The organism is Streptomyces sp. NPDC002788, from assembly GCF_053592115.1.
Window position 1 is genome coordinate 1 of the sequence record NZ_JBSFVB010000006.1, and the last position, 20,119, is coordinate 20,119.

The 20,119-nt window shown below is 69.4% G+C and carries 14 protein-coding genes and 4 pseudogenes; 7 read left to right on the forward strand and 11 right to left on the reverse strand.

Annotated features, from left to right (window positions below; translation table 11 throughout):
- A partial coding sequence (locus tag ACWD1U_RS13010; RefSeq protein WP_451107030.1) for an amidinotransferase occupies positions 1-788 on the reverse strand: 788 nt, incomplete at its 3' end.
- 387 nt (positions 789-1,175) lie between these two features.
- Positions 1,176-2,240: a TerC family protein gene (locus ACWD1U_RS13015; RefSeq protein WP_451107032.1), complete on the reverse strand. Its 1,065-nt coding sequence runs from the start codon at positions 2,238-2,240 to the stop codon at positions 1,176-1,178.
- Positions 2,241-3,312: 1,072 nt separating this feature from the next.
- On the opposite strand from ACWD1U_RS13015, the gene ACWD1U_RS13020 reads away from it, so the two are divergent.
- Complete coding sequence (locus tag ACWD1U_RS13020) at positions 3,313-4,269, forward strand: GlxA family transcriptional regulator (protein ID WP_451107034.1); 957 nt, start codon at positions 3,313-3,315, stop codon at positions 4,267-4,269.
- Positions 4,270-4,377: 108 nt separating this feature from the next.
- Entirely contained in the window at positions 4,378-5,376 is a 999-nt protein-coding gene (gene gap, locus ACWD1U_RS13025; RefSeq protein WP_451107036.1) for a type I glyceraldehyde-3-phosphate dehydrogenase, read from the forward strand.
- A gap of 200 nt (positions 5,377-5,576) precedes the next feature.
- Here gap and ACWD1U_RS13030 read toward each other — a convergent pair whose 3' ends face one another.
- Positions 5,577-5,777 carry a hypothetical protein gene (locus ACWD1U_RS13030; protein ID WP_451107038.1) on the reverse strand — a complete coding sequence of 67 codons (201 nt, stop codon included), beginning with the start codon at positions 5,775-5,777 and terminating at the stop codon, positions 5,577-5,579.
- Between the two features lie 207 nt (positions 5,778-5,984).
- Between ACWD1U_RS13030 and ACWD1U_RS13035 the strand changes: the two genes are divergently transcribed.
- Positions 5,985-6,839, forward strand: a complete 855-nt coding sequence (locus ACWD1U_RS13035) for a COG4705 family protein (protein WP_451107040.1) — start codon at positions 5,985-5,987, stop codon at positions 6,837-6,839.
- A 622-nt stretch (positions 6,840-7,461) separates the two neighbouring features.
- Positions 7,462-7,767, forward strand: coding sequence for an ATP-binding protein (locus ACWD1U_RS13040; protein ID WP_451107516.1), 306 nt, complete (start codon positions 7,462-7,464; stop codon positions 7,765-7,767).
- A 28-nt stretch (positions 7,768-7,795) separates the two neighbouring features.
- On the opposite strand, the gene ACWD1U_RS13045 is transcribed toward ACWD1U_RS13040, so the two are convergent.
- Positions 7,796-8,587, reverse strand: coding sequence for a COG4705 family protein (locus ACWD1U_RS13045; protein WP_451107041.1), 792 nt, complete (start codon positions 8,585-8,587; stop codon positions 7,796-7,798).
- Between the two features lie 508 nt (positions 8,588-9,095).
- A complete protein-coding gene (locus tag ACWD1U_RS13050) occupies positions 9,096-10,310 on the reverse strand; it encodes a nucleotide disphospho-sugar-binding domain-containing protein (RefSeq protein WP_451107043.1) in 1,215 nt (404 codons plus the stop codon).
- A 415-nt stretch (positions 10,311-10,725) separates the two neighbouring features.
- On the opposite strand from ACWD1U_RS13050, the gene ACWD1U_RS13055 reads away from it, so the two are divergent.
- Positions 10,726-11,565 (forward strand): arylamine N-acetyltransferase family protein, encoded by an 840-nt coding sequence (locus tag ACWD1U_RS13055; protein ID WP_451107045.1) that lies wholly within the window; start codon positions 10,726-10,728, stop codon positions 11,563-11,565.
- On the opposite strand, the gene ACWD1U_RS13060 is transcribed toward ACWD1U_RS13055, so the two are convergent.
- The 3 genes and pseudogenes from ACWD1U_RS13060 to ACWD1U_RS13070 all read right to left on the reverse strand — a co-directional run bounded on the left by ACWD1U_RS13060 (position 11,528) and on the right by ACWD1U_RS13070 (position 13,606).
- The gene (locus ACWD1U_RS13060; protein ID WP_451107542.1) at positions 11,528-11,827 is read right to left on the reverse strand and encodes a hypothetical protein; all 300 of its coding nucleotides are present in this window, start codon (positions 11,825-11,827) and stop codon (positions 11,528-11,530) included. The genes ACWD1U_RS13055 and ACWD1U_RS13060 overlap by 38 nt on opposite strands.
- Positions 11,828-12,071: 244 nt before the next feature.
- Positions 12,072-12,623, reverse strand: a pseudogene (locus tag ACWD1U_RS13065) (DJ-1/PfpI family protein); the annotation flags it as partial.
- The gene (locus tag ACWD1U_RS13070; protein ID WP_451107517.1) at positions 12,620-13,606 is read right to left on the reverse strand and encodes a GlxA family transcriptional regulator; all 987 of its coding nucleotides are present in this window, start codon (positions 13,604-13,606) and stop codon (positions 12,620-12,622) included. The pseudogene ACWD1U_RS13065 and the gene ACWD1U_RS13070, both read right to left, overlap by 4 nt.
- Before the next feature lie 762 nt (positions 13,607-14,368).
- Between ACWD1U_RS13070 and ACWD1U_RS13075 the strand changes: the two genes are divergently transcribed.
- Positions 14,369-15,556: a hypothetical protein gene (locus ACWD1U_RS13075; protein ID WP_451107047.1), complete on the forward strand. Its 1,188-nt coding sequence runs from the start codon at positions 14,369-14,371 to the stop codon at positions 15,554-15,556.
- Between the two features lie 100 nt (positions 15,557-15,656).
- Positions 15,657-15,786: pseudogene (locus ACWD1U_RS13080) on the forward strand (IS5/IS1182 family transposase); the annotation flags it as partial.
- A gap of 44 nt (positions 15,787-15,830) precedes the next feature.
- On the opposite strand, the gene ACWD1U_RS13085 reads toward ACWD1U_RS13080, so the two are convergent.
- The 3 genes and pseudogenes from ACWD1U_RS13085 to ACWD1U_RS13095 form a co-directional block, all read right to left on the reverse strand.
- On the reverse strand, positions 15,831-16,682 hold the full coding sequence (locus ACWD1U_RS13085; protein ID WP_451107048.1) for an RCC1 domain-containing protein: 852 nt from the start codon (positions 16,680-16,682) through the stop codon (positions 15,831-15,833).
- Positions 16,683-16,744: 62 nt separating this feature from the next.
- A pseudogene (locus ACWD1U_RS13090) lies at positions 16,745-17,480 on the reverse strand (IS5 family transposase).
- Between the two features lie 219 nt (positions 17,481-17,699).
- Positions 17,700-19,861: pseudogene (locus tag ACWD1U_RS13095) on the reverse strand (SpoIIE family protein phosphatase).
- Positions 19,862-20,119 lie beyond the last annotated feature (258 nt).

Here is a 20,119-nt window from a genome sequence, read left to right on the forward strand (position 1 = left end):
ACCTTTCCCGGCGCGAGCAGGACGAACGTGGTGTCGATGTGCATGGGCGTGCGGCAGCGGCTCTCGATCTCGTGGATGCGGTACCGCGGTCCGAGGTGGCGGCGCAGCCAGTCGATGCCCATCCGGTTGGTGACGTTGCTGCGGGTGACGAACAGATCCCGCCCGGCCCGGACGAAGTCCGCCGCGTCGAAGACGGGCTCGAACTCGGTGAGGATGTACCGCATGGGCTCACCGGGCCCGGGGACACGGAAGTCCGCTTCGAACAGCTCGTCCGTCAGCTGCGGCTTGGGTGCCGCCGTCCAGCGCGCGCCGCGCCGGAAGTAGTCCTTGAGGATCGGGCGGTAGGAGTGCGTCTCGAAGTACCGGCACGGCCACGCCATCGGCGTCTCGATGATCTCGTCACCGATCACCAGCATGCTGTCGCGGGGGCAGGTGTTGCAGAAGCCGCGCGAGGTCCAGTCGGGGGTGCCGAAGCGTCGCCGGTGGTCGACCGCCTCCGGGCGCCGGACCGTGACGCCGAGGGACTCCAGCAGGGCCACGAAACCGTCGATCTCCTGCTGCGCCCGCTCGATCAGCACACGCGGATATCTGATGCCTTCGGCGAGCCCCAGGAACCGCCGGGCCCACGGCGGCACGTTGCAGGTCACGACCGGATGGCGGGAGGGGATCGTCGCGGCCTCGAGACGACCGACGACGATCTCCTCCAGCGGGTCCCACTCATTGTGTGAGTTGACCGGTGAAACGACGGCATCCGTGGCCTGGTCTGTCGCGGCCGAGTACGCCGGCATCAGGCGCGGTCCACGATGCGCAGCCGCGTGGTCTTCATCCGCTGCCGGTGTGCGCCTGGGTACGCCCGCTGTGCATCGGTCCATCAGCATCGGTCTTCCGTGGGTTGGGGTCAGGAGGTCAGCGCTTTCGGGACTTCTTGAGCTCCGGCTCCTCCAGATATACGGGGCAGTCGGGGTTGCGGCAGGCACCAGGGCCCCAGACGGGCACGAAGACCCCGAGCGTCTTGTGCCGTCCCTTGATGATCACGTCAACGGTGTGCTTGCAGACCGGGCACGCAAGCGACCCTCGCGGGCCGGTCCTCTGCTTGGCTTTGCCCATTCTTGAACAATAGGCCGTTTCGCCACGAAAATGCACTATTACCCCGTTGCTTCATGGCGCGGCGCAGTTCAGCGCCCGTCAGAGGGGTCGTCCCGGTGCTCGACTCCTGCGTGCGGGTCACGGCCGGGTCTCGGGGTCCTGGCGGCCGGGTCCGACTGTGAGGCTGCCGTCTCCTCCTCAACCTCCGGCGTGGGATGCGGTGGCACGGGGCGCAGCAAGCTGAGAGCGACGGAAGCAGCGAGGACGACGACGATGACCGCAAGACTGATCGGTGAGGGGACTTCCGGGATGTCGGGACTGATCAATTTGTGGGAAGCCTGCAGGATGAGCTTGACGCCGATGAAGCCCAAGATGATCGCAAGGCCGATGTTCAGGTAGTGGAAACGGTCCAGAAGCCCGGCCAGCATGAAGTACAGGGCCCGCAGGCCAAGGATCGCGAACGCGTTGCTGGTGTACACGATGAAGGCATCGTCGCTGACGGCCAGAACGGCCGGCACGCTGTCCACGGCGAAGATCAGGTCTGCCGCCTCGATCGCGGCGACCACCGCCAGGAGCGGGGTGGCCACGCGTTTACCGGCCTCCCTGACGAAGAACTTCATGCCCGCGTACTCGTCCCGCACGGGCACGATCTTGCGCAGCAGCCGCAGGGCGAAGCTCTTGCCGGGGTCGAAGGTCTCCTCGTCACCCCTGAAAAGTTTGTAGGTGCTGTAGAAGAGAACAGCGGCGAAGGCGAACAGCACCGCGGTGAAGCGGCTGACGACGGCGACACCGAGGGAGAGGAAGATCCCCCGGAAGACCAGGGCACCCATCACACCGAAGAACAGGACCCGGTGCTGGTAGGCACGGGGCACCTTGAAGTAGGCGAAGATCACCGCGAAGACGAAGAGGTTGTCCACCGACAGGCTCTTCTCCAACAGCCACGCGGTGGTGTACTCGGTGCCGGCGGTCGTACCGACCACCAGGAAGACCACGACCCCGAATACGACCGCCAATCCCACCCACACGCCGCTCCAGGCGGCGGCCTCCCGGAACCCGATGACATGTGCCTTGCGGTGCGCCAGCAGATCCACCGTCAACGACACGATCACGGTGACGGCGAACGCCATCCACAGCCACAGCGGCACATCATGCACGGGTCCGGCCCCTCACGCGATCGACCAGGCAGCCCTCCTTCGAGTCTGAAACATCCGACCGTGCTTGTCTCCCCGTCGACCGGAGAGACGCCCCGCGCGTCGACACGCACCCCTGCCTGAACGGGTCGATGACCGTCCGACGTCTGACATGCCGTGCTCGTCGACGGTCAGACACGAAGGGCACAATCAGCCCGCGCTGTCGGGGTGCGGTGATCCGGCGCCGTCGCTCGCGGGGGCGACTTCTTCCGGGGCTGCTGGGCGAGGAAAGAAGAGGTCCTCGAGCGCGTCTGCAGCGAAGAGGAACGCCATCATCACAACCGGTAGAAGCAGGGCAAGCAGAATCACAGAGCCTCCCGTCAGGTCGGTCTGCGGGCTTCGTGGCCCGGTTTTCAGGATGAGCCCGAATGGCCGAACGCGCACGGCGGGCCTCGATGCAGCCGAACGGCCGGCGGGCCCAGGCGAGGGCGGGGCGGCAGGCGCGCGATGCCCCGCACGCCCCGTCCCGCACCCGACCTCGGCAAGCTCGGTGCGCGAGCCGCAGCCCGATGCATCTCCTGGCCGAGCAGAAACACGGCCGACGCAGGCGCCCGTCAGGCTGGAGTGAATCGTCCGGCTTGGTTTCGCGCCCCACGTCCAGAGCCACGCGGACGGCCGTGACGCCGCAGGCGACCGTCGCGCCGTAGACCGGGACGAAGCCGGCCGGCTCCTGACCTCCGGGCTGCACCGGTGGCCGCGGTCTCCGACCCCACCCCAGCCCTCCCCCGGCCTTGCCTACGACTCCGAAAGAGGCCAAGTCTCCACCGATCACTTCCTGAGGGGACCTCTTACCCGCCTCAAGAACACCGGCCTGCCCCGACCGGGCTGGCTGCACCGAACCGAGTCCACCATGCGTGAGACAGCGGCATGGCGTGCCATGGCCACTCACAAACCCTGTGGTCAACACTCGACCGGTGTGAGGGATGGAGCTGCACCGGGTGGGATGAAGCCATGCCGGCTCAGCGAAGGCAGTCGCCCTTGGGCCTCGAACAAATCACAGGCGTATCGAAGTCACGCCCCCACGTAACCTCTTCCTGTGCCAGCCTCCCGCCTGCATCGTGTCGCCGTTCTTGTGCTCGAGGGTGCGAAGCCGCTCGACGTCGGGATTCCCGCGCAGGTTTTCACGACCCGCGCGAGCATGCCGTACGAGGTGCGGGTGTGCGGGGCGACACCCGGCCCCGTGACCGGCGGCGATGGCCTCGCCTACTACGTCGCCCACGGCCTCGACGCGCTTGCGTGGGCCGACATCGTCTTCGTCCCCGGCTACCGGTTCCCGGACCGCGACGCCCCGCCGCAGGCCGTCGTCGACGCACTGGTCGCCGCCCACGACCGGGGCGCGCGGCTCGCCGCCATCTCGACGGGCGCCTTCGCGCTCGCCGCGACGGGCCTGCTCGACGGCAGGCGCGCCACGACGCACTGGCACTACACGCGGGCACTCGTGGCCAGGCATCCGCTCGTCCAGGTGGACGAGAACGTGCTGTTCGTCGACGAGGGCAGCGTGCTCACCTCGGCCGGCGCCGCCTCCGGCATCGACCTGTGCCTGCACATCCTGCGCGGCGACCTCGGAGTGGCCGCGTCCAACCACGCGGCCCGGCGTCTGGTTGCGGCCCCCTACCGCAGCGGCGGGCAGGCCCAGTACGTGCCGCGCAGCGTCCCCGAGCCGCTCGGCGAGCGGTTCACCGCCACCCGCGAGTGGGCGCTGCACCGGCTCGGCGAGCCCCTCACCCTCGACATACTGGCGCGGCAGGCGGGGGTCTCGCCGCGCACGTTCTCCCGGCGCTTCGTCGAGGAGACCGGCTACACGCCGATGCAGTGGGTGATGCGCGCCCGCATCGACCTGGCCCGCGAACTGCTCGAGCGCTCGCAGCGCAGCGTCGAACACATCGCCGCCGATGTAGGGCTCGGCACCGGCGCGAACCTGCGCCTGCACTTCCAGCGCATCCTCGGCACCACACCGAGCGAGTACCGGCGCACCTTCACCCGGGGCGAGTGAACCGCCCGGCGCCGTGTGGCGGGATCCTTTTGAACCGTGGCGATCCCGCCACTGTCGGCTGCGACAGCCGCAGGTGAGTCTGGTGGTGAAGGGAAGGGGAGATCACTCATGACTCGCATCGCCGTCAACGGATTCGGCCGCATCGGACGCAATGTGCTGCGCGCACTGCTGGAGCGCGACAGCGCCCTCGACGTCGTCGCCGTCAACGACCTGACAGAGCCCGCCACTCTCGCCCGGCTGCTCGCCTACGACAGCACGGCCGGCCGGCTCGGGCGTCCGGTCACCGTCGACGGGGACGCCCTCGTCGTCGACGGCCGTCGGATCACGGTGCTGGCCGAGCGCGAACCGGCGCAGCTGCCGTGGGCCGAACTCGGCGTCGACATCGTCCTGGAGGCCACCGGCCGCTTCACCTCGGCCAAGGCCGCCCGCGCCCACCTCGACGCGGGCGCGAGGAAGGTACTCGTCAGCGCGCCGTCGGACGGCGCCGACGTCACGCTCGCGTTCGGGGTCAACACCGATGCCTACGACCCGGCCGCTCACACGATCGTCTCGAACGCCTCCTGCACCACCAACGCGCTCGCGCCGCTGGCCGCGGTCCTCGATGAACTCGCCGGGATCGAGCACGGGTTCATGACGACGGTGCACGCCTACACGCAGGAGCAGAACCTGCAGGACGGTCCGCACCGCGACGCCCGTCGCGCCCGGGCCGCCGGCGTCAACATCGTGCCGACCACGACCGGCGCCGCCAAGGCGATCGGCCTGGTGCTGCCGAACCTCGACGGCAAGCTGTCGGGGGACTCGATCCGCGTACCGGTGCCGGTGGGTTCGATCGTGGAACTCAACACGACCGTCGCCCGCGACGTGACGCGCGACGACGTGCTGGCGGCGTACCGCGCCGCGGCTCAGGGGCCGCTCGCCGGCATCCTCGAGTACTCGGACGACCCGCTCGTGTCGTCCGACATCACGGGCAATCCCGCCTCCTCGATCTTTGATTCGGCCCTCACACGCGTCGACGGCCGCCACGTCAAGGTGGTCGCGTGGTACGACAACGAGTGGGGCTTCTCGAACCGTGTGATCGACACGCTCGAGTTCCTCGCCGCCAGCTGACCGGACGCCGGGGTGGTGCCCCACCTCCGGCGACCGCGTCCGTCATCAGCACGGATACCCGCTGCTGGAGTGGATCCGCCAAGCCGAGCAGGATGCGCCGAAGCCGATGCGGGGCTTCGCCGGATTCCTCCGTCAGGACCTCGATGCCGTGACCGCCGGCCTGACCCCGCCGTGGAGTTCCGGCGTGGTCGGCGGTCACGTCAACCGGGTGAAAACACACAAACGAGCGGTGTGCGGCCGGGCCTCGTTCGAACTCCTGCGGACTCGCGTTGCGGCTCGCCGATGGTCGAGGCAAGCGCGCGTGCGGAGATCGCCACCAGCAGCCGGGAAGCCGCCATGACGGCGATGGTGACCTCCTCGGCCTCGCGATCGAGCTCCAGGTGGGAGGACGCCTCCGCCAAGGCTTCTTGTCCCTCGCTGCGCCGTGAACCCGTTCACCTCGCCGACATCTCGGACAGGTCTCCCGCGGCCACCATGCAATCACCGCAGAAGGCAAGGCCCGATCCCGGCCGGGCCCCGCTGCGGCCCCGGGACGGTGCACCCACCACCTCCTGGGCACCGCGACGCAGTCAGGATGTGTTCAGGTTCCGGGTGACACGGTCGGCTGCATGACATCCGAGACATCTGAGACTTCCGAGATCCCGCTGGTCCACGGCCCCGCCGCTGCCGCGCCCGGCCACCGCCGCCGTTCCCGCCCTCTCTGGAACAAGGTGCCCGAAATCACCCTGTACTTCTGGGTGATCAAGGTGTTGTGCACGACGGTGGGCGAGACCGCGGCCGACCTGCTCAACGAGAAGGCCGGCCTGGGCCTGACCGGTGTGTCGCTGCTGATGAGCGTGCTGCTGGCGGCGGTACTGGTCATGCAGTTCCGCACCAGCGCCTACCGTGCGGGCGTGTACTGGCTCGCCGTCGCTCTGATCAGCGTCGTCGGCACCCTCATCAGCGACAACCTCACCGACAACATGGGCGTTCCGCTGGAGGTCAGCACCACGGTGTTCGCGATTGTCCTGGCGGTCGTGTTCGCCGCCTGGTACCGCAGCGAGCGCACCCTGTCCATCCACAGCGTCGACACCACACGCCGGGAGTCCTACTACTGGCTCGCGGTCCTGTTCACCTTCGCCCTCGGCACCGCGGCCGGCGACCTCGTCTCCGAGCGCATGAACCTCGGGTACTGGCTGTCCGCCGTACTGTTCGCGCTGGCGATCGGCGCGGTCGCCGTCGCGCACTTCGCGCTCGGCCTGGACGCGGTGTGGAGCTTCTGGATCGCGTACATCCTCACCCGTCCGCTGGGCGCCTCGGTCGGCGACTTCCTCTCCCAGCCCACCGGCGACGGCGGCGTGGGCTTGGGCACCGTCGTCACCAGCGCGCTGTTCCTCACGGTCATCCTCGGCTTGGTGGTGTACCTGGCGGTCACCCGCAGGGACGTCATTGAGCCGGAGCCGCAGCACTCGCCGGCAGCATGACCGCACGCCCATTGCGGGCGGCACGGTAGCCCGCGGGCAGGCTGACCGCGAACCGTGCGCCGGGCGCGGGCCCGGCGTCGTACGACACCTCGCTCCTCGGCGGAGCGGGCTCAGGCGCCGCACCGGCGGCAGGCCGAGCCCGCTCCGCCGTGCCCGTCGTCCGTGACTGCGCGGCGGCCTGGCGGGAAGAGCTGTCCGACACTCCCGGAAGGTACATCCGGCCCGCCGTCGGTGACGTCGATGCGTACGCCGCCGAACACCGGGTGAGCACGGGCGGTGACGTTCGTCCGGACGTGCCGAGGGCGCCGACGACCGGCGGGCTGAGGGTGCATGAGAGGAGGGCCCTTGGATTCCGCGTCCGGCGCCCGTCCGCACCGTCGACCGCGGCCCCGGACGGGGCGCAGCGCGCGTCCCCCGGCCGACCGGTCAGGACCATAGGTCCAGGCATCACCATGTCCAGAGCGAGTGGCTCCGAGCTGGCGAGTCCGGTGCGGGACGGACGCTGTCGGCTGCGGGCCGGACCGGTCCCGCCTCTCCCGACTCCCGGACGTGGCAATCCACTTGGCGATCACCCTCAACAGTCCCCGCCTGGACGCCGGAGCGCACCGCCCTCATCGAACGCATCGCCAGCCCGCTCCTCACCAAGGCCTGCGGTTACGCCGACTCTGGCGTCACCGTCCGCTCCTGTCGCGCACCCGACGACATACGCGTCGACGTCATCGACGACGGGGCCGGCGTACCACCTCGGTTCGCCGAGCAGCTCTTCCAGCCCGGCCGACGGGCGGATCCCGGCGACGGACACGGCGGAGCGGGGCTGGGACTGCCGCTGGCGCGGCGCCTGACCCGCTCCCCCGGCGGCGAGGTGACGTGGTACGGCTCCGGGCACGCGCCGAAGGGACGGTTCGTGGTCAGCCTGCCTGCCGGGTGAGGGCGGCCAGCTCGACGGTACCGGCGTATCACGCCATGACGTCGCGCTGGATGTCCTTGCGAGAGACGGCCAGGTAACCGACGAACCCGAGGATGGCCACCGTCCAGGACAGCGTGACCGGCCCCAGGCCCAGATCGAGCCCGCCTCGGTTGTGGCCGACGGCCATCCAGTCGGCGACGGAGGCGCCGAGCGGGCGGGTGATGACGTACGCCGCCCAGAACGCGGCCACCGCGTTCAGGCTGCCCCAGCGGTGTGCGACGGCCGGAACGGCGATCGCGGCGGCGTACAGGACGGCGGAGCCCAGGTAGCCGAGGCCGATCGTGGCGGTGAGATCCCCAGATGCGGTGCCCAGCGCGAACGTGGCCAGCACCGCGGCCCAGTAGAAGGTCTCGCGGCGCCGGGTGTGGATGCTGTGGATGGCCAGGGTGCCCTCGCTGCGGTACCAGAGGGCGAATACGGCAGCCAGCGCGGCCATGAAGAACGGGGTCGAGAGTGTGTAGGGCACACCGAGGCCGACGTGCAGGACGTCTGCGGCCATCGTGCCGAAAACGCTGACCATGACGATCGCCGTCCAGTAGATCCACGCCACGTACCGCCGGACGGCGAACTGCGCCACCAAGGCGGCCACCACAGCGATGCCGCCGAGGCCGACGGCAGGGACCGGACCGAGCACATGGGCCAGATAGTCGGAGGCCGTCTCACCCATGCCGGTCGTCAGCACCTTGATGATCCAGAAATAGACGGTCACCTCCGGCACCTTGCTCGCCACATGTCGTGCGTGACGCGGAGGCCGGTTGTGAGTGAGGTGATCTGTCGTCATGGCTGGCACGATCGCATGGTGCTCGGCAGTAGCCCCAGCCCACTTTGCCGGACTTTTGGCGCTTCTGGTGCTCGCGTTGCCCGAGGCTCGTCCGGGCCTGAACACAACCTGAACGCGGCGACCGATGGGCTGGTCAGCGGTGCGTGACGGGTGGTAAAGGCGCCCGGTCGGCGCTGCCATCGCACTGTTGCCGGGTGCGGGTGCGTACCGGCCGGATTGAGCGCTGCGGGCGGCGGTGGCGGGTTCGTCGTGCGGTGCCGCAGGTGCCGCCCGGCGCGAAGGCCTCGTCGGCGAGTGCCTGGGCGTGCGCGAGGTTCCACGGCCGGCATGCTCACCGAGTCGATGTCGATCGCGTACGACGAGCAGTCCGGTCCCCGCGGATGAGGAACAGCAGGCCACGGTCGTCCCTTACCGCGACAACGACGGGACTTCGACGGCTGCCCGAGCACCTGACCTTCGTTGACCTAGGTCTGACGAGGACCAGCGGAGAGGCGTCCGAAGTCCGGTGTCAGGTCGTGGCGGCCCGCTCGATCAGATCCGCGGCCGTACGCAGCCCGTCGCGCGCCCGAATCGTCTCACCGGCCTCGGTGAGGGTGCGCCGCAGGGTCATATCGCCGAGCAACCGGCCGATCGCGCCGTGGAGTTGTGCGTCGGTAAAGCGGTACGGGTCGAGCCGGACGCCGTAACCCAGTTCGGCCATGCGCTGGGCGTTGTCGTGCTGGTCCCAGAACAGCGGCAGCAGGATCACGGGCTTGCCGAAGTGGAGGGCCTCGGTGGTCGTGTTGTTGCCGCCGTGCGTGATGACGAGGTCGACCAGGGGGAGGATCCGGGTCTGCGGCAGGAACTCCTTGCCCCACATGTTCGGCGGGAGCTCGATCTCGTCGTGCAGCGGGCCCTTGGAGACGATGTAGCGGTGCGGGGTGCGGGCGAGCGAGGCGATGACCCGGCGCATGAGGTCCACGTCGGCCGAGCCGAGCGAACCGAGGCTGAAGTAGATCAGCGCGCCACCGTCGGCCAGGCCGGGCGGCAGCGTGAACCTCTCCTCCGTCTCGCGGACCGAGGAGTCCAGCCGGTGCCAAGTGGGGCCCAGCGGACGGGCGTGCGCGTAGTCGGCCGACTCGGGATAGATGTACAGGTTCAGATCGCCCTCGTGGACGAACTCCAGGTCGGGCAGCGGACGCGCGCCCTGCTCGGTCACCCAGGTACTGAAGTCGCTCCACAGGGTCCGGTGCGTGCGGTCGTACTCGGCGCGGAACTCGTCCCACCCGCTCCGGTCCCCGGTCGGATACCCGGAGAACGGCGGCGGAACTCGCTCCCCCTTCATCTCCAGCGGGTTGCAGGAGACGATCCGTACGAAGGGAACGCCCGCCGTGGTCAGCGCCGGGAAGCAGACGACGTTGTCCTCGGCGATCACGTCCGGCCGGACCCGGTCGATGATCTCCTTCAGCTGCGGCTCGCAGTACCGGGCGCCGGAAACCAGCTCCTCCCACACCGGCTTGATCCAGGTGCTCAGCTGCTCGATGGTCGGCTTGCGGAACTCGGGCGCGGTGTCCCGTATGAAGTCTTTCCAGAACTGGCCCGCGTCCTGGGGCTGTTCGGGCGGCGGGGTCAGATCGACCAGGTCCTCTTCGAAGCCGAGCGGCGTGAGACGGCCCTTCCAGGACCTCTCCGCGGCGAACACCACACGGTGCCCCCGGCGGCGCAGGACATCTGCGATCCCCACACAGTTGTTCGTCGGCCCGTACGTGCTCTCCGGTGCGAGAGGATGGTCAGGGACCGTAACGATCTTCCCGAAGGTGACAAGCCCAACTCCAATACCAGCGAAGGCGGTTCCGAAGTCTGCACCCGGTTCGAACGCGGGGCAAGACCGCCGGGACCGCCGCCCCTTTCGCCTCACGGCAGGACTGCGGGCAGGACTCCCAGGGGCGAAGTCCGATCTCCGGCAGCGGGTCCGTCTCACTGTCGTCGAAACCGTGCACAAAGCGCGCCCCCGCGAACCGTTCGCCCCGACGCCCGGGGCAAGAACCCCGAGGCTGACACCGTCGGGGGTCTGTGTGGAGCACTAGGGCCAAAGGCGGAGCGGTGGTTCAGGCTGCGGACCGCGGACGGGACCGAAGGGGCGTGATTACGGTGACGTCATGTCCGACTCCCACTCCATGCAGTTCGACCTCGGCACCTATCTCCGGCGGATCGGATGGGAGGGGGAACGGCGGGCCGACCTGGTGAACCTGCGCGGTGTGCACCTGGCGCACATGCGGGCCCTGCCGTTCGAGAACCTGGACGCACTGCGTCGTACGGCCCCCTCCCTGGATCCGGCCGCCCTCATGACCAAGCTGGTCCACAGTCGGCGCGGCGGCTGCTGCTATGAGCACAACACGCTGTTGGCCTGCGCGCTGGAGACGCTGGGCTTCCGGGTGACCCGGCTGACCGCACGGGTCGTCCTGGGGGCGGACAGCATCATCAGCCGGCCGCGCACGCACATGGCGTTGCTGGTCGAGGTGCCCGGTGAACCGCGGCCGTATCTCGCGGACGTCGGTTTCGGGACGATCGGCGCGCTGCTCGAGCCGGTCCCGCTGGTCGCGGACGTCGAGTTCGCCGGGGCCGGGCGACGGCACCGCCTGGTGCACGTACCGCACGACGGTCCGCTCCAGATGTGGCTGCTCCAGGCTCACGACCAGACGAAGGACGCCTGGATCGGCCAGTACGCCTTCACTGTGGAGCCCTTCGAGAAGTCCGACTTCGACGTCATCAACTGGCACGTCGCCACCAACCCGCGCTCGCCGTTCACCCATCGCCTCTACGTCCAGTGCGTCGACGCCGCGCGACATCTCCTGCTCGACGGCCGGCTCCTCACGGAGACCCGCGCCGACGGGACGGTCACCGAGCGCAAGGTGGCCGGTGAGGGGGAGGCGCGCCAGCTCCTGGAGGAGGCGTTCGGCATCACCGCGCCGAAGGGGATGACGCTGCTGCCCGGCTGACTCCGGCCGGGACGGGAGTCACGACGGCGTCGTCCACGACTGCTTCCCCGTGCCCACTGCCGGGTTCGGCCCGCGGGGTCGAGCGGTTGCGGAACCGGTTGGCCGGCGCGGTGCCGGTGCCGCCCGCGCGGCGCAGGAGTGGCCGGCCCCGCCCGCGTCCGTTCCAGGTGGCCGCGCCAGTGGTCGCGGCGAGGTCGCCGATCTCGCGCATCCGGATCTGTGCGGCGGCCGCGCCCGCGGCCTTGGGGAAGACGAGTGCCACGGCTGTCCGCCCAGCGGCTCCCGTCTTCGGCTACACCTGCGAGGCGGCGAGCAACTGCAGGGCCCGCTCCTTCAGTCGTGGACTGGCGTCCGCGGCGTTGCCGGAGTCGAAGGGGGGGTTGGGGGTCGTATTCGACGGCGAGTTGGATCGCTTTGGCCGTGTCGTCGTCGGCGATGAGGGAGGCGAGATACAGGGCCATGTCCACTCCCGCCGACACCCCGGCCGCAGTGACGATTCTCCCTGAGCGTACGTAGCGCTGCGGCACGTAGGTGACGTCGAACGTGGACTGGAGGTACTCGGCGGAAGCCCAGTAGGTCGTCGCCCGCCTTCCGTCCAGCAGCCCGGCCGCGGCAAGGATGATGCTGCCGGTGCACACGGAGGTCGTCCATCGGCTGCGCCGGTGGATATGGCAGATCCAGCGCCGAAGCGCCTCATTGTTCATTGCCGCGACGGTGCCGCGGTTGCCCGCGCCCGGCACGAGCAGGACGTCGAGCCGGTCCACCTCGTCGATGGACCGCTCGGCGACCACGGCCACGTCGGATGTGTCCGTGCGGACCAAGCCGCGCTTCTCGGCGATCATCGTCACGGCCGCGTCCGGCAGCCGGGACAGCACCTCGGCCGGACCGGTCGGGTCCAGCAGGCTGTAGCCGTCGTACAGCAGGATTCCGATGTCCGGTCCCGCACCGCCCCGCGGGGCAGCGTGCGCCACCGCGGTCGGGGCCGCAGCCGTGGCGGTGAGGGCGGCGGTTGCCACGGTCCCCCGGAGTACGTTTCTGCGTGTCGTCGGATGCCTCATGGCCGGGGAGTCTTCCGCTTCGGCGCTACACGCGCAGTCGGCATGTCCGGCATCCTTCGAATCCTGTCCCCCGTGACCCCATAGTGGTCCAGGAACGCCTGCCGCAGCGTCTGCGCCGACCCGAAACCGCAGCGACGTGCGATCGACGCCATGGACAGTCCGCTTGACCGCACCAGTTGCGCCGCCGCTTCGGTCCGGGCCACGCGCACGGCCCGTGCCGGAGTCGTACCGAAGTGTGTGGTGAACAGGCGTGTCAGGTGCCGCGGGCTGGCACCCGCCCGCGCCGCCAGGGCCGTGGGTGTGAGGTCCTCGGCCAGATGAGCGGTGATATGCCCCATCAGGTCCCGCACCAGCCGGTCATCCGGCGGAGGCGCTGCCAGGAACATGGAGATCTGCGCCTGATCGGCCGGCCGGTGCAGATGAGTGACGAGCTCCCGGGCGACGGCGCGAGCCAGCGTCGGCCCGTGGTCGTCCTCGATCAGCGCCAGAGTCAGGTCGACTGCGCTGATGACCCCGGCCGAGGTGTAGACGTCGCCGTCGCGTATGTACAGAGGAGCGACGTCCACGGCCACGGCGGGATGACGCTCGGCAAGTCGTTCCCCCCACCCCCAATGGGTCGTCACCCGCCGGTGGTCCAGCAGTCCGGCGGCGGCGAGCACATAGGCGCCGGTACAGACGGAGGCCACCCGTCGACTGAGTCCGGCCAGCCGGCGCACCTGGCCCAGTAATCGCTCGTCCGACGCCGCGTCCTCACAGCCGATGCCACCGACCACGAACAGAGTGTCCACATGCCCGGCGACCGTCTCCAGCCCCTGCCTTGCTCCCACCAGAATCCCCGACGAGCTACGGGCGACCCGCCGGCCCAGCGTCCCCAGCTCGACGAAGTACGGCGGCTCGGCGCCGTACCGGTTGGCGATGTCCAACGCGCCACTGGGACATGCGATGTCGAGAATCTGCGCATCGTCGTAGGCGACAATCAACACGCGCCGCTTGTTGTCCATACCCTGATACCAGCACATCCCGCGCGGCAACCTGACGGCGCGGCAGCGACGGGCCAAGAACCACCGGTGCCGACGGACCATCAGGTCGTCATCGACGCTGATACCCGACTCGACGTCGCCGACTGCCGGCCGCTGGCCCGGCAACCGCGAGAGACCGCAAGGAGACGGCCCGCAGGGTGGAGGCGGTGCGGGCCGGGGCACCCAGGGTGCACTCGGCCCGTCAACAAGCCTCCGCCCGGCTTGTTCTCGACGCTCGACGAACGAGGGCCGGGCAGCGCGGATGCAGCACGAGCCGACTTGGCCTGTGCGGGCCCACGCCGCACTGCCCTGTCCACTGGAATGGCTCGGCCGTGTCAGCCGACCCGGCCTGCCCTCCGCCGAACACCTCCTTGACGAGCCTTCGCGTCGCCTTGTCGGCGTCTGTGAGGCCGTGCTGTCCAGGCACCTGCGTGTCATGGCGGATGCTGACCTGCTGGAGCGCCGCCGGGAAGGCTATTCCGTTAGCCAGGGTTCGACCTGCCAACACCGACTGCCTTGGATCGGTGCCTCCTCGCTTGCTCGAGCCCGAGCCTGCAGAGGGGCCCGTAAGCGTTCCTGCGGTGGCTCGTACCCCCACACGAGTGAGCGCGCGGGCCTGCTGCCGCCTGTATACCGGTGACCACTAACCCCAGCGGTCGCTAGGAGGCCGTTACGACAACAAGGCGCCAGTTCCTGGGGATCGGCATCTCGGTGGCCGGTGCGGCGATGGCGGGAGGCACGCTGGGCGCCGAACGGGCCCTCGCCGCGCCCGTCTCGCAGAACCCCGACAGCATCCGCGGGATCAAGTGGCGAGGAGCGGCCCGGCCGGCGCAGCCGGGTGACACGGCGACCACGCTCACTACCAGGTTCGACACGGTCGGCCTCTCCCACAGCACCGCCGTCGGGGCGTTGAAGGACAACCACTTCAAGACGGCCGTCCTGCGGGTCGCCAACCTGTCCGACCTGCCTGAGGGCACCACGCTGACGCAGCGCAACGACGAGGTCATCGACCTGCTGCGCGAGCTCCACCTCCGGGGTATGAGGGTTTACCTGTGGAAGCGCCAATGGCTCCAGAGAGGCGACGTCGCCTGGGGTGCCTACCCGAATCACCCGGGAGCAGACGAGTTCATCACGGAGATGAGTGCGCTCATCGAACGTGCCAAGGACGAAGGGATCGCCGGAGCACTGCAGGGCGTCATGCCCATCGAGACCAACCTCGACAACACCGCCCAGGTGCGTGAGCGCGCCCTCTACATCGCCAAGGGCATCAACGATGAGACCGGGGGTTGGCTCAAGAGGCACACCCTCATGGTCCCCGGCGGTGGCATGGGGCCCTACTTCAAGGGCATCCACAACGGCGGCACCACATGGCTCAGCCAGATGAAGGCCCAGACCGGCCGCTTCGCCTTCCTCTACAAGCACATGCCCAGCCAGGAAGGCGGCGTCTGCAAGCTCGAGACACTGAACGAGGCCTGGCGCGAGAACGTCGGCTACACGGCGATGACGACGGTCGACGTACAGATCAGGTTCCTGCGCGACAGGATGGGCCTGGCCGACCTCGAACACTACATGCACGGAAACAGGGCCCAGTTCCCCAACCACACGCACGTCGTGTTCTGGGGCGACGTCAACGAGGGCATCTACGCCCTGTCCGCGCTCGACGATCCGAGGTGGAACTACAACACCGCACGAGCGCTGCACAAGCTGCTCGTCCAGCAGAACCACTGGCACGGCTACTTCCTCAACCTGCCCTTCACGGACAAGAACACCCCGCGACCCCACCTGTGCGGCTACATGATCACCGTCGACCAGAAGACCGGCGCCCTCGAGAGAAACCGCGAGATGAACCGCTCTGGCACCCGCACGGTCTGGTGGGAATGGAAGAACTGGGCCAACGAGGACGCCGTCTTCTGAGAGGTCGCTCGGATAGGCGTGGTGGGGAGCTCGGTAGCAGAACGGGCACAGGTCGTGGTGATCATGGAGTTGCGAGGCTCTGTGATCACTGGGGAGACCTGTGCCCGCGCTTCCATCGGGGCTGACCGAACCGCTCCGGCCACTTCGCGGCCCTGCTGCCCCAGCGGCCGGTGTACCGCCCGGATCACCCGCTCGGCTGCCACCGCCGACGCTTCAGCGACCGGGTCATCTTGCGATGACGGCGTGTCAGTTCGCGTTGGCGCGGCCCAGCGGCCTATGGAAGCTGGACTCCGGACCAGGCATCGACTTCACACTGTCTGTCGGTATTGTTCCCTGTGGTCACGACAGTGCCGTTGGCACGGAGGCCAAGGGTGTGCGTTGAACCGGCCGCCACGGCGACAATGTGGCGCCAATCGCCGACTTCGCACTGTCCGTAGCTGTTGTCTCCTGCTGCGAGGACCCGTCCGGACGCAGTGACCCCGATGGTGTGGTAGCTGCCCGCGCCGAGCGCCACCACGTCTTCCCACTCATCGACCTCGCACGCCCCGGTTGCCCGGTCTCCAGTCGCTACTGCCCGCCCGTCAGCTCTGAGGCCGACGGTATGGAGATACCCGGCCGAAATGGCGGCTAGGTCACGCCACCCTTCAACGGCACACTGCCGTCGTCGGTTGTTCCCCGTGGCCAGTGCAGAACCGTCTGACCGGACGCCGACCGAGTGCCAGTCACCACACGAGAGGACGACCATCTCGCGCCAGGACTGCACGTCGCACTGTCCTTCTGAACTCCGGCCAACTGCTAGCACGCGGCCATTCGCGAGTAGCCCGAGCGTGCGGCGCCAGCCTGCGACCACGGCCGTGATGCCTCGCCATCCGGCGACATCACATTGCCCGTCGCCATTCCACCCCGTTGCCAGCACCGTACCGTCCGACCGGAGTCCCACGGTATGAGACCTGCCCGTGTTCGTCGCGGTATGGACGTTGCCAGCTGCCACCGCGACGACGTCTTTCCATCCCTCGACACGACATTCAGCGGCTGCGGTATTGCCCACGGCGAGAACAGTCCCATCCCAGCGCCGTCCGACCGAATGACGCCTTCCGGCCGCCAGCGCCGACGGGTTAGCGAGCATTCCGCCTCCTTGTGCTTGGCGCGAGTTCGCGACATGGGATTCCCCCTTATTTTGCACTGGAATCAGAGCGGGCTCCTCAGTCGTCGCCAGCAGATGACGGCACAATTGAGTGTGGTGAAGGCCTGATGGATGTCGTCGCGGATCTCCCAGCGGATGCGTAGGCGGCGGAACCAGTGCAGTAGTGCGATGGCGCCTTCCGCGCCCCGGCGGTGTACGCCGAGTCCGAGCCGTGTTCGGTGCCGCGCCGGGCGATGTGTGGGGTGATTTCGAACCGTCGGACCTGGTCTCGGTAGCTCTCGTGGTCGTAGCCGCGGTCGGCGTAGTGGTGCTTCGGGCGGTGCAGCGGTTGGCCGCGTTTGCCTCGGATCGGCGGGACGGCTCGGACCAGTGGGATCAGCTGGGTCACGTCGTTGCGGTTGCCGCCGGTCAGGTGGCGGCCAGCGGGATGCCGTGGGCCTCGACGATCACGTGATGCTTGCTGCGGTCTTGCCCCGGTCCACCGGGGGCGGGCCGGCGGCCGCACCACCTTTCATTGCCCGCGGTTCGGCCAGCAGCATCTCGTGCAGGCGGCTGCCAGACCCCGGCCTCGTTCCACTCTCGCAGTCGCCTCCAGCAGGTCATCCCGGAGCCGAAGCCGAGTTCCTGCGGGAGGTAGCGCCAGGGGATGCCGATGTAGAACACGAACAGGATGCCGCACAAAACCCGTTGGTCATCGAGCCGACGACGCCCCGGGTACCGGAAGCGCCGCTCAATCACCGGCAACAGCGGCTCGATACGCTCCCACAGCCCATCGTCAATTTCCCACGGCTTGCGCCCACCACGAGCCTCGGTCGCAACCACCCCCTCCGGGCCGCATCGACGCGAACTGACATGCCGTCATTTCCGAGCCTCAGAGGAGACCTCATTCTGATTCCAGCCCTTGGGGTGCCGTCCGTACTGCGGGGGGTGGCTGACGCACACGCCGCCCATACTCTCGCCGCTTCCGTACGTCGGCCGCTTCCCCGGCGCGTGGCCGCACTACCTCGCGACTTCCGCCCAGACCACCTTCCCGGTGTCCGTCCACCGCACCCCCCACCGGGTGGTGAGCCTGTGCACGATGGGCAGGCCACGACCGCCGTCGTCGAGCAGGCCGCCCCGCCCCAGACGTGGCCTGCCGTTGCCGGTGTCGCCCACCTCGCACAGCAGGCCGTGACCGGCCCTGATCAGCCGTACCGTGATGGGACCGGCGGCGAAGCGCACCGCGTTCGTCACCAGCTCGCTGACCAGCAGCAGCACGTCGTCCCGGGTGTCGTCCCTGGTGCGCCATCGCCTCAGCAGCACGGAAACCGGCGCGCGGGCCCGGGCGGGGGCGTCGTCGCGGGCGGGCAGCCGCCAGGTCGCGGTCTCCCCCTTGCGGTAGCCGATCGTCCGGGCGAGCAGCAGGGTCACATCGTCGCGCGGGCGCACGGGCGCCAGCGCGGAGACGACGTGCCGCGCCGCCTGCTGCAGAGCGTCCCAGGGATGCACCGTGGACACGGTGTCCGCCAGCCTGCCGATGCCCTCGTCGATCGACACGGCCGGATCCTCCACCAGGCCGTCGGTGTAGAGGGCGAGCAGCGAGCCCGGGGGTGCGTCGAAGGTGTGCACGCCGAACGGCTCCCGCAGCGCGAACTCGGCGCCCAGGCCGGGGTGAGGGCGGAGCGCGAGCGGGCCCGCGTGCCCGTCCGGGGAGACCAGGATCGGGGGGAGGTGGCCTGCGCTGGACAGCGCCACGCGATGGCTGACCGGGTCGTACAGGGCAATGCAGCACGTCGAACCGAGGGCGCCGTAGCCGGCCGCCAGCCCGGACTCGGCGTCGTCCAGCAGCGACACGGTCTCGTCGAGGTGCTCCAGCACCTCGTCGGGCGCGAGCCCCGCGGACAGCAGCGCGCGGGCCTCCATACTCAGCTGGCCCATGGTGGCCGCGGCTCCCAGGCCGTGCCCCACGACGTCACCGACCACCAGCGCGGTACGGCCGTCCGGCAGCGGAAAGCTGTTCACCCAGTCACCGCCGACACCCGCGCTGTCGGGGGTGGCAGGCTGGTAGACGCTGGCGATCTGGATGGTGTCGCCGCCGGTCCGGGGCAGGAGCCGACGCTGCAACGCCAGCACCTGCGTGTGCTCGCGCTGGTGCCGACGAGCCAGGTCGACGTGATGAGCGGTCCTGGCCACCAGTTCCTGCAGGTCGAACAGCTCACTGTCGCGGAAGGGGTGGTCCGCCCGCCGCCAGACCTCCGCCACGCCCAGTACGACGGGCGGCGCGCCGTCCAAGACCGGCGGTATGCACGCCACACCCGCCGCCCGGTCACCGGGTACCAGGGCACGCACCACTCGTGGACTGGCGAATACCCGCTCGACCGCCTCCCGGTCGGGTATGACGATGGTCTGCGGGGCATCGTCACGCAGTACCGCCTGCGCCAGCAGGCGACTCGCGTCGCCGGGAAGATCGTCGCCTGAGTCACGTAGCCCTCGGGCCACGCCCGGTCCGGCACCAGGGCCGCCCGCCGCAGTCGGATGCGCCCCCTCGCCCGCCCGGTGACTCCCTCGCCGGTCCACACCGCGAAGTCGAGGTCGACGGCCGCCACGTCTCCCCAGGCCGACAGGGAATCCGCCAGCGACTGCGCGGTCTCGCCGATGTCCAGCGAGGTACCGATCGCGGTCTCGGCGGCGTAGAGGTGCAGCCTCTTCGCCATGGCGATGACAGAGACGGTCAGGCCCTCATCGGGCGGCGCGGCGGGCAGGATGCTCATCGAGACCACCAGCTCCGACCCGTCGCCGCGCCGCAGGCGCTGGATTCGGGCGACGTGCGCCTCACCGGTTTCCACGACCTGCCGCAACCGCCGTGTGACCGTTGGTACGTCCCCGGAGGGCAGGAGATCGACGAATGGCCGCCCGGCCACGGCATCCAGGCCCGCGAACACGGGGGCCTCCATATTGCAGCGGGTGATGTTCAGATCCCTGTCCAGGTTGACCGCGCCCAGGATCTGCTCCTGGCGGCCGGCTGCCGGGTTGTCGGGTACGCGTTGGCGCGTGGCGCGGTCGCCCTGCGCAGCAGAACCAGCGGCCGCTGCCGCGCCACCGCGCGGGAGATAGCGCCCCAAGGCGCGGCTGACCAGGTCGAACGCCGAAGAGGACGAGGGGGAGGGTGTGGAGTCCTCCATCCGGCTCTCTCAGCAATCCCCGGCGCAGCGCCGAGGCGGTCGCAAACCTGTGCGACGGGCCCCGAGATCCCTGACCGCATACCTCATTGAATAACACCGGCGACCGCTTCGCCCACACCAGCGAATGCCCAGTGAAGACGGACAGTGAGGGAAAGCCGTGGCGGATGGGCCGCGCTCATCCTGCCGAGCGCCGTCGCCCGCCAGGAGGCGACGACCGCCGCGGGACCACCCGCTGCGCCACAGCGGGCATTACAGCCC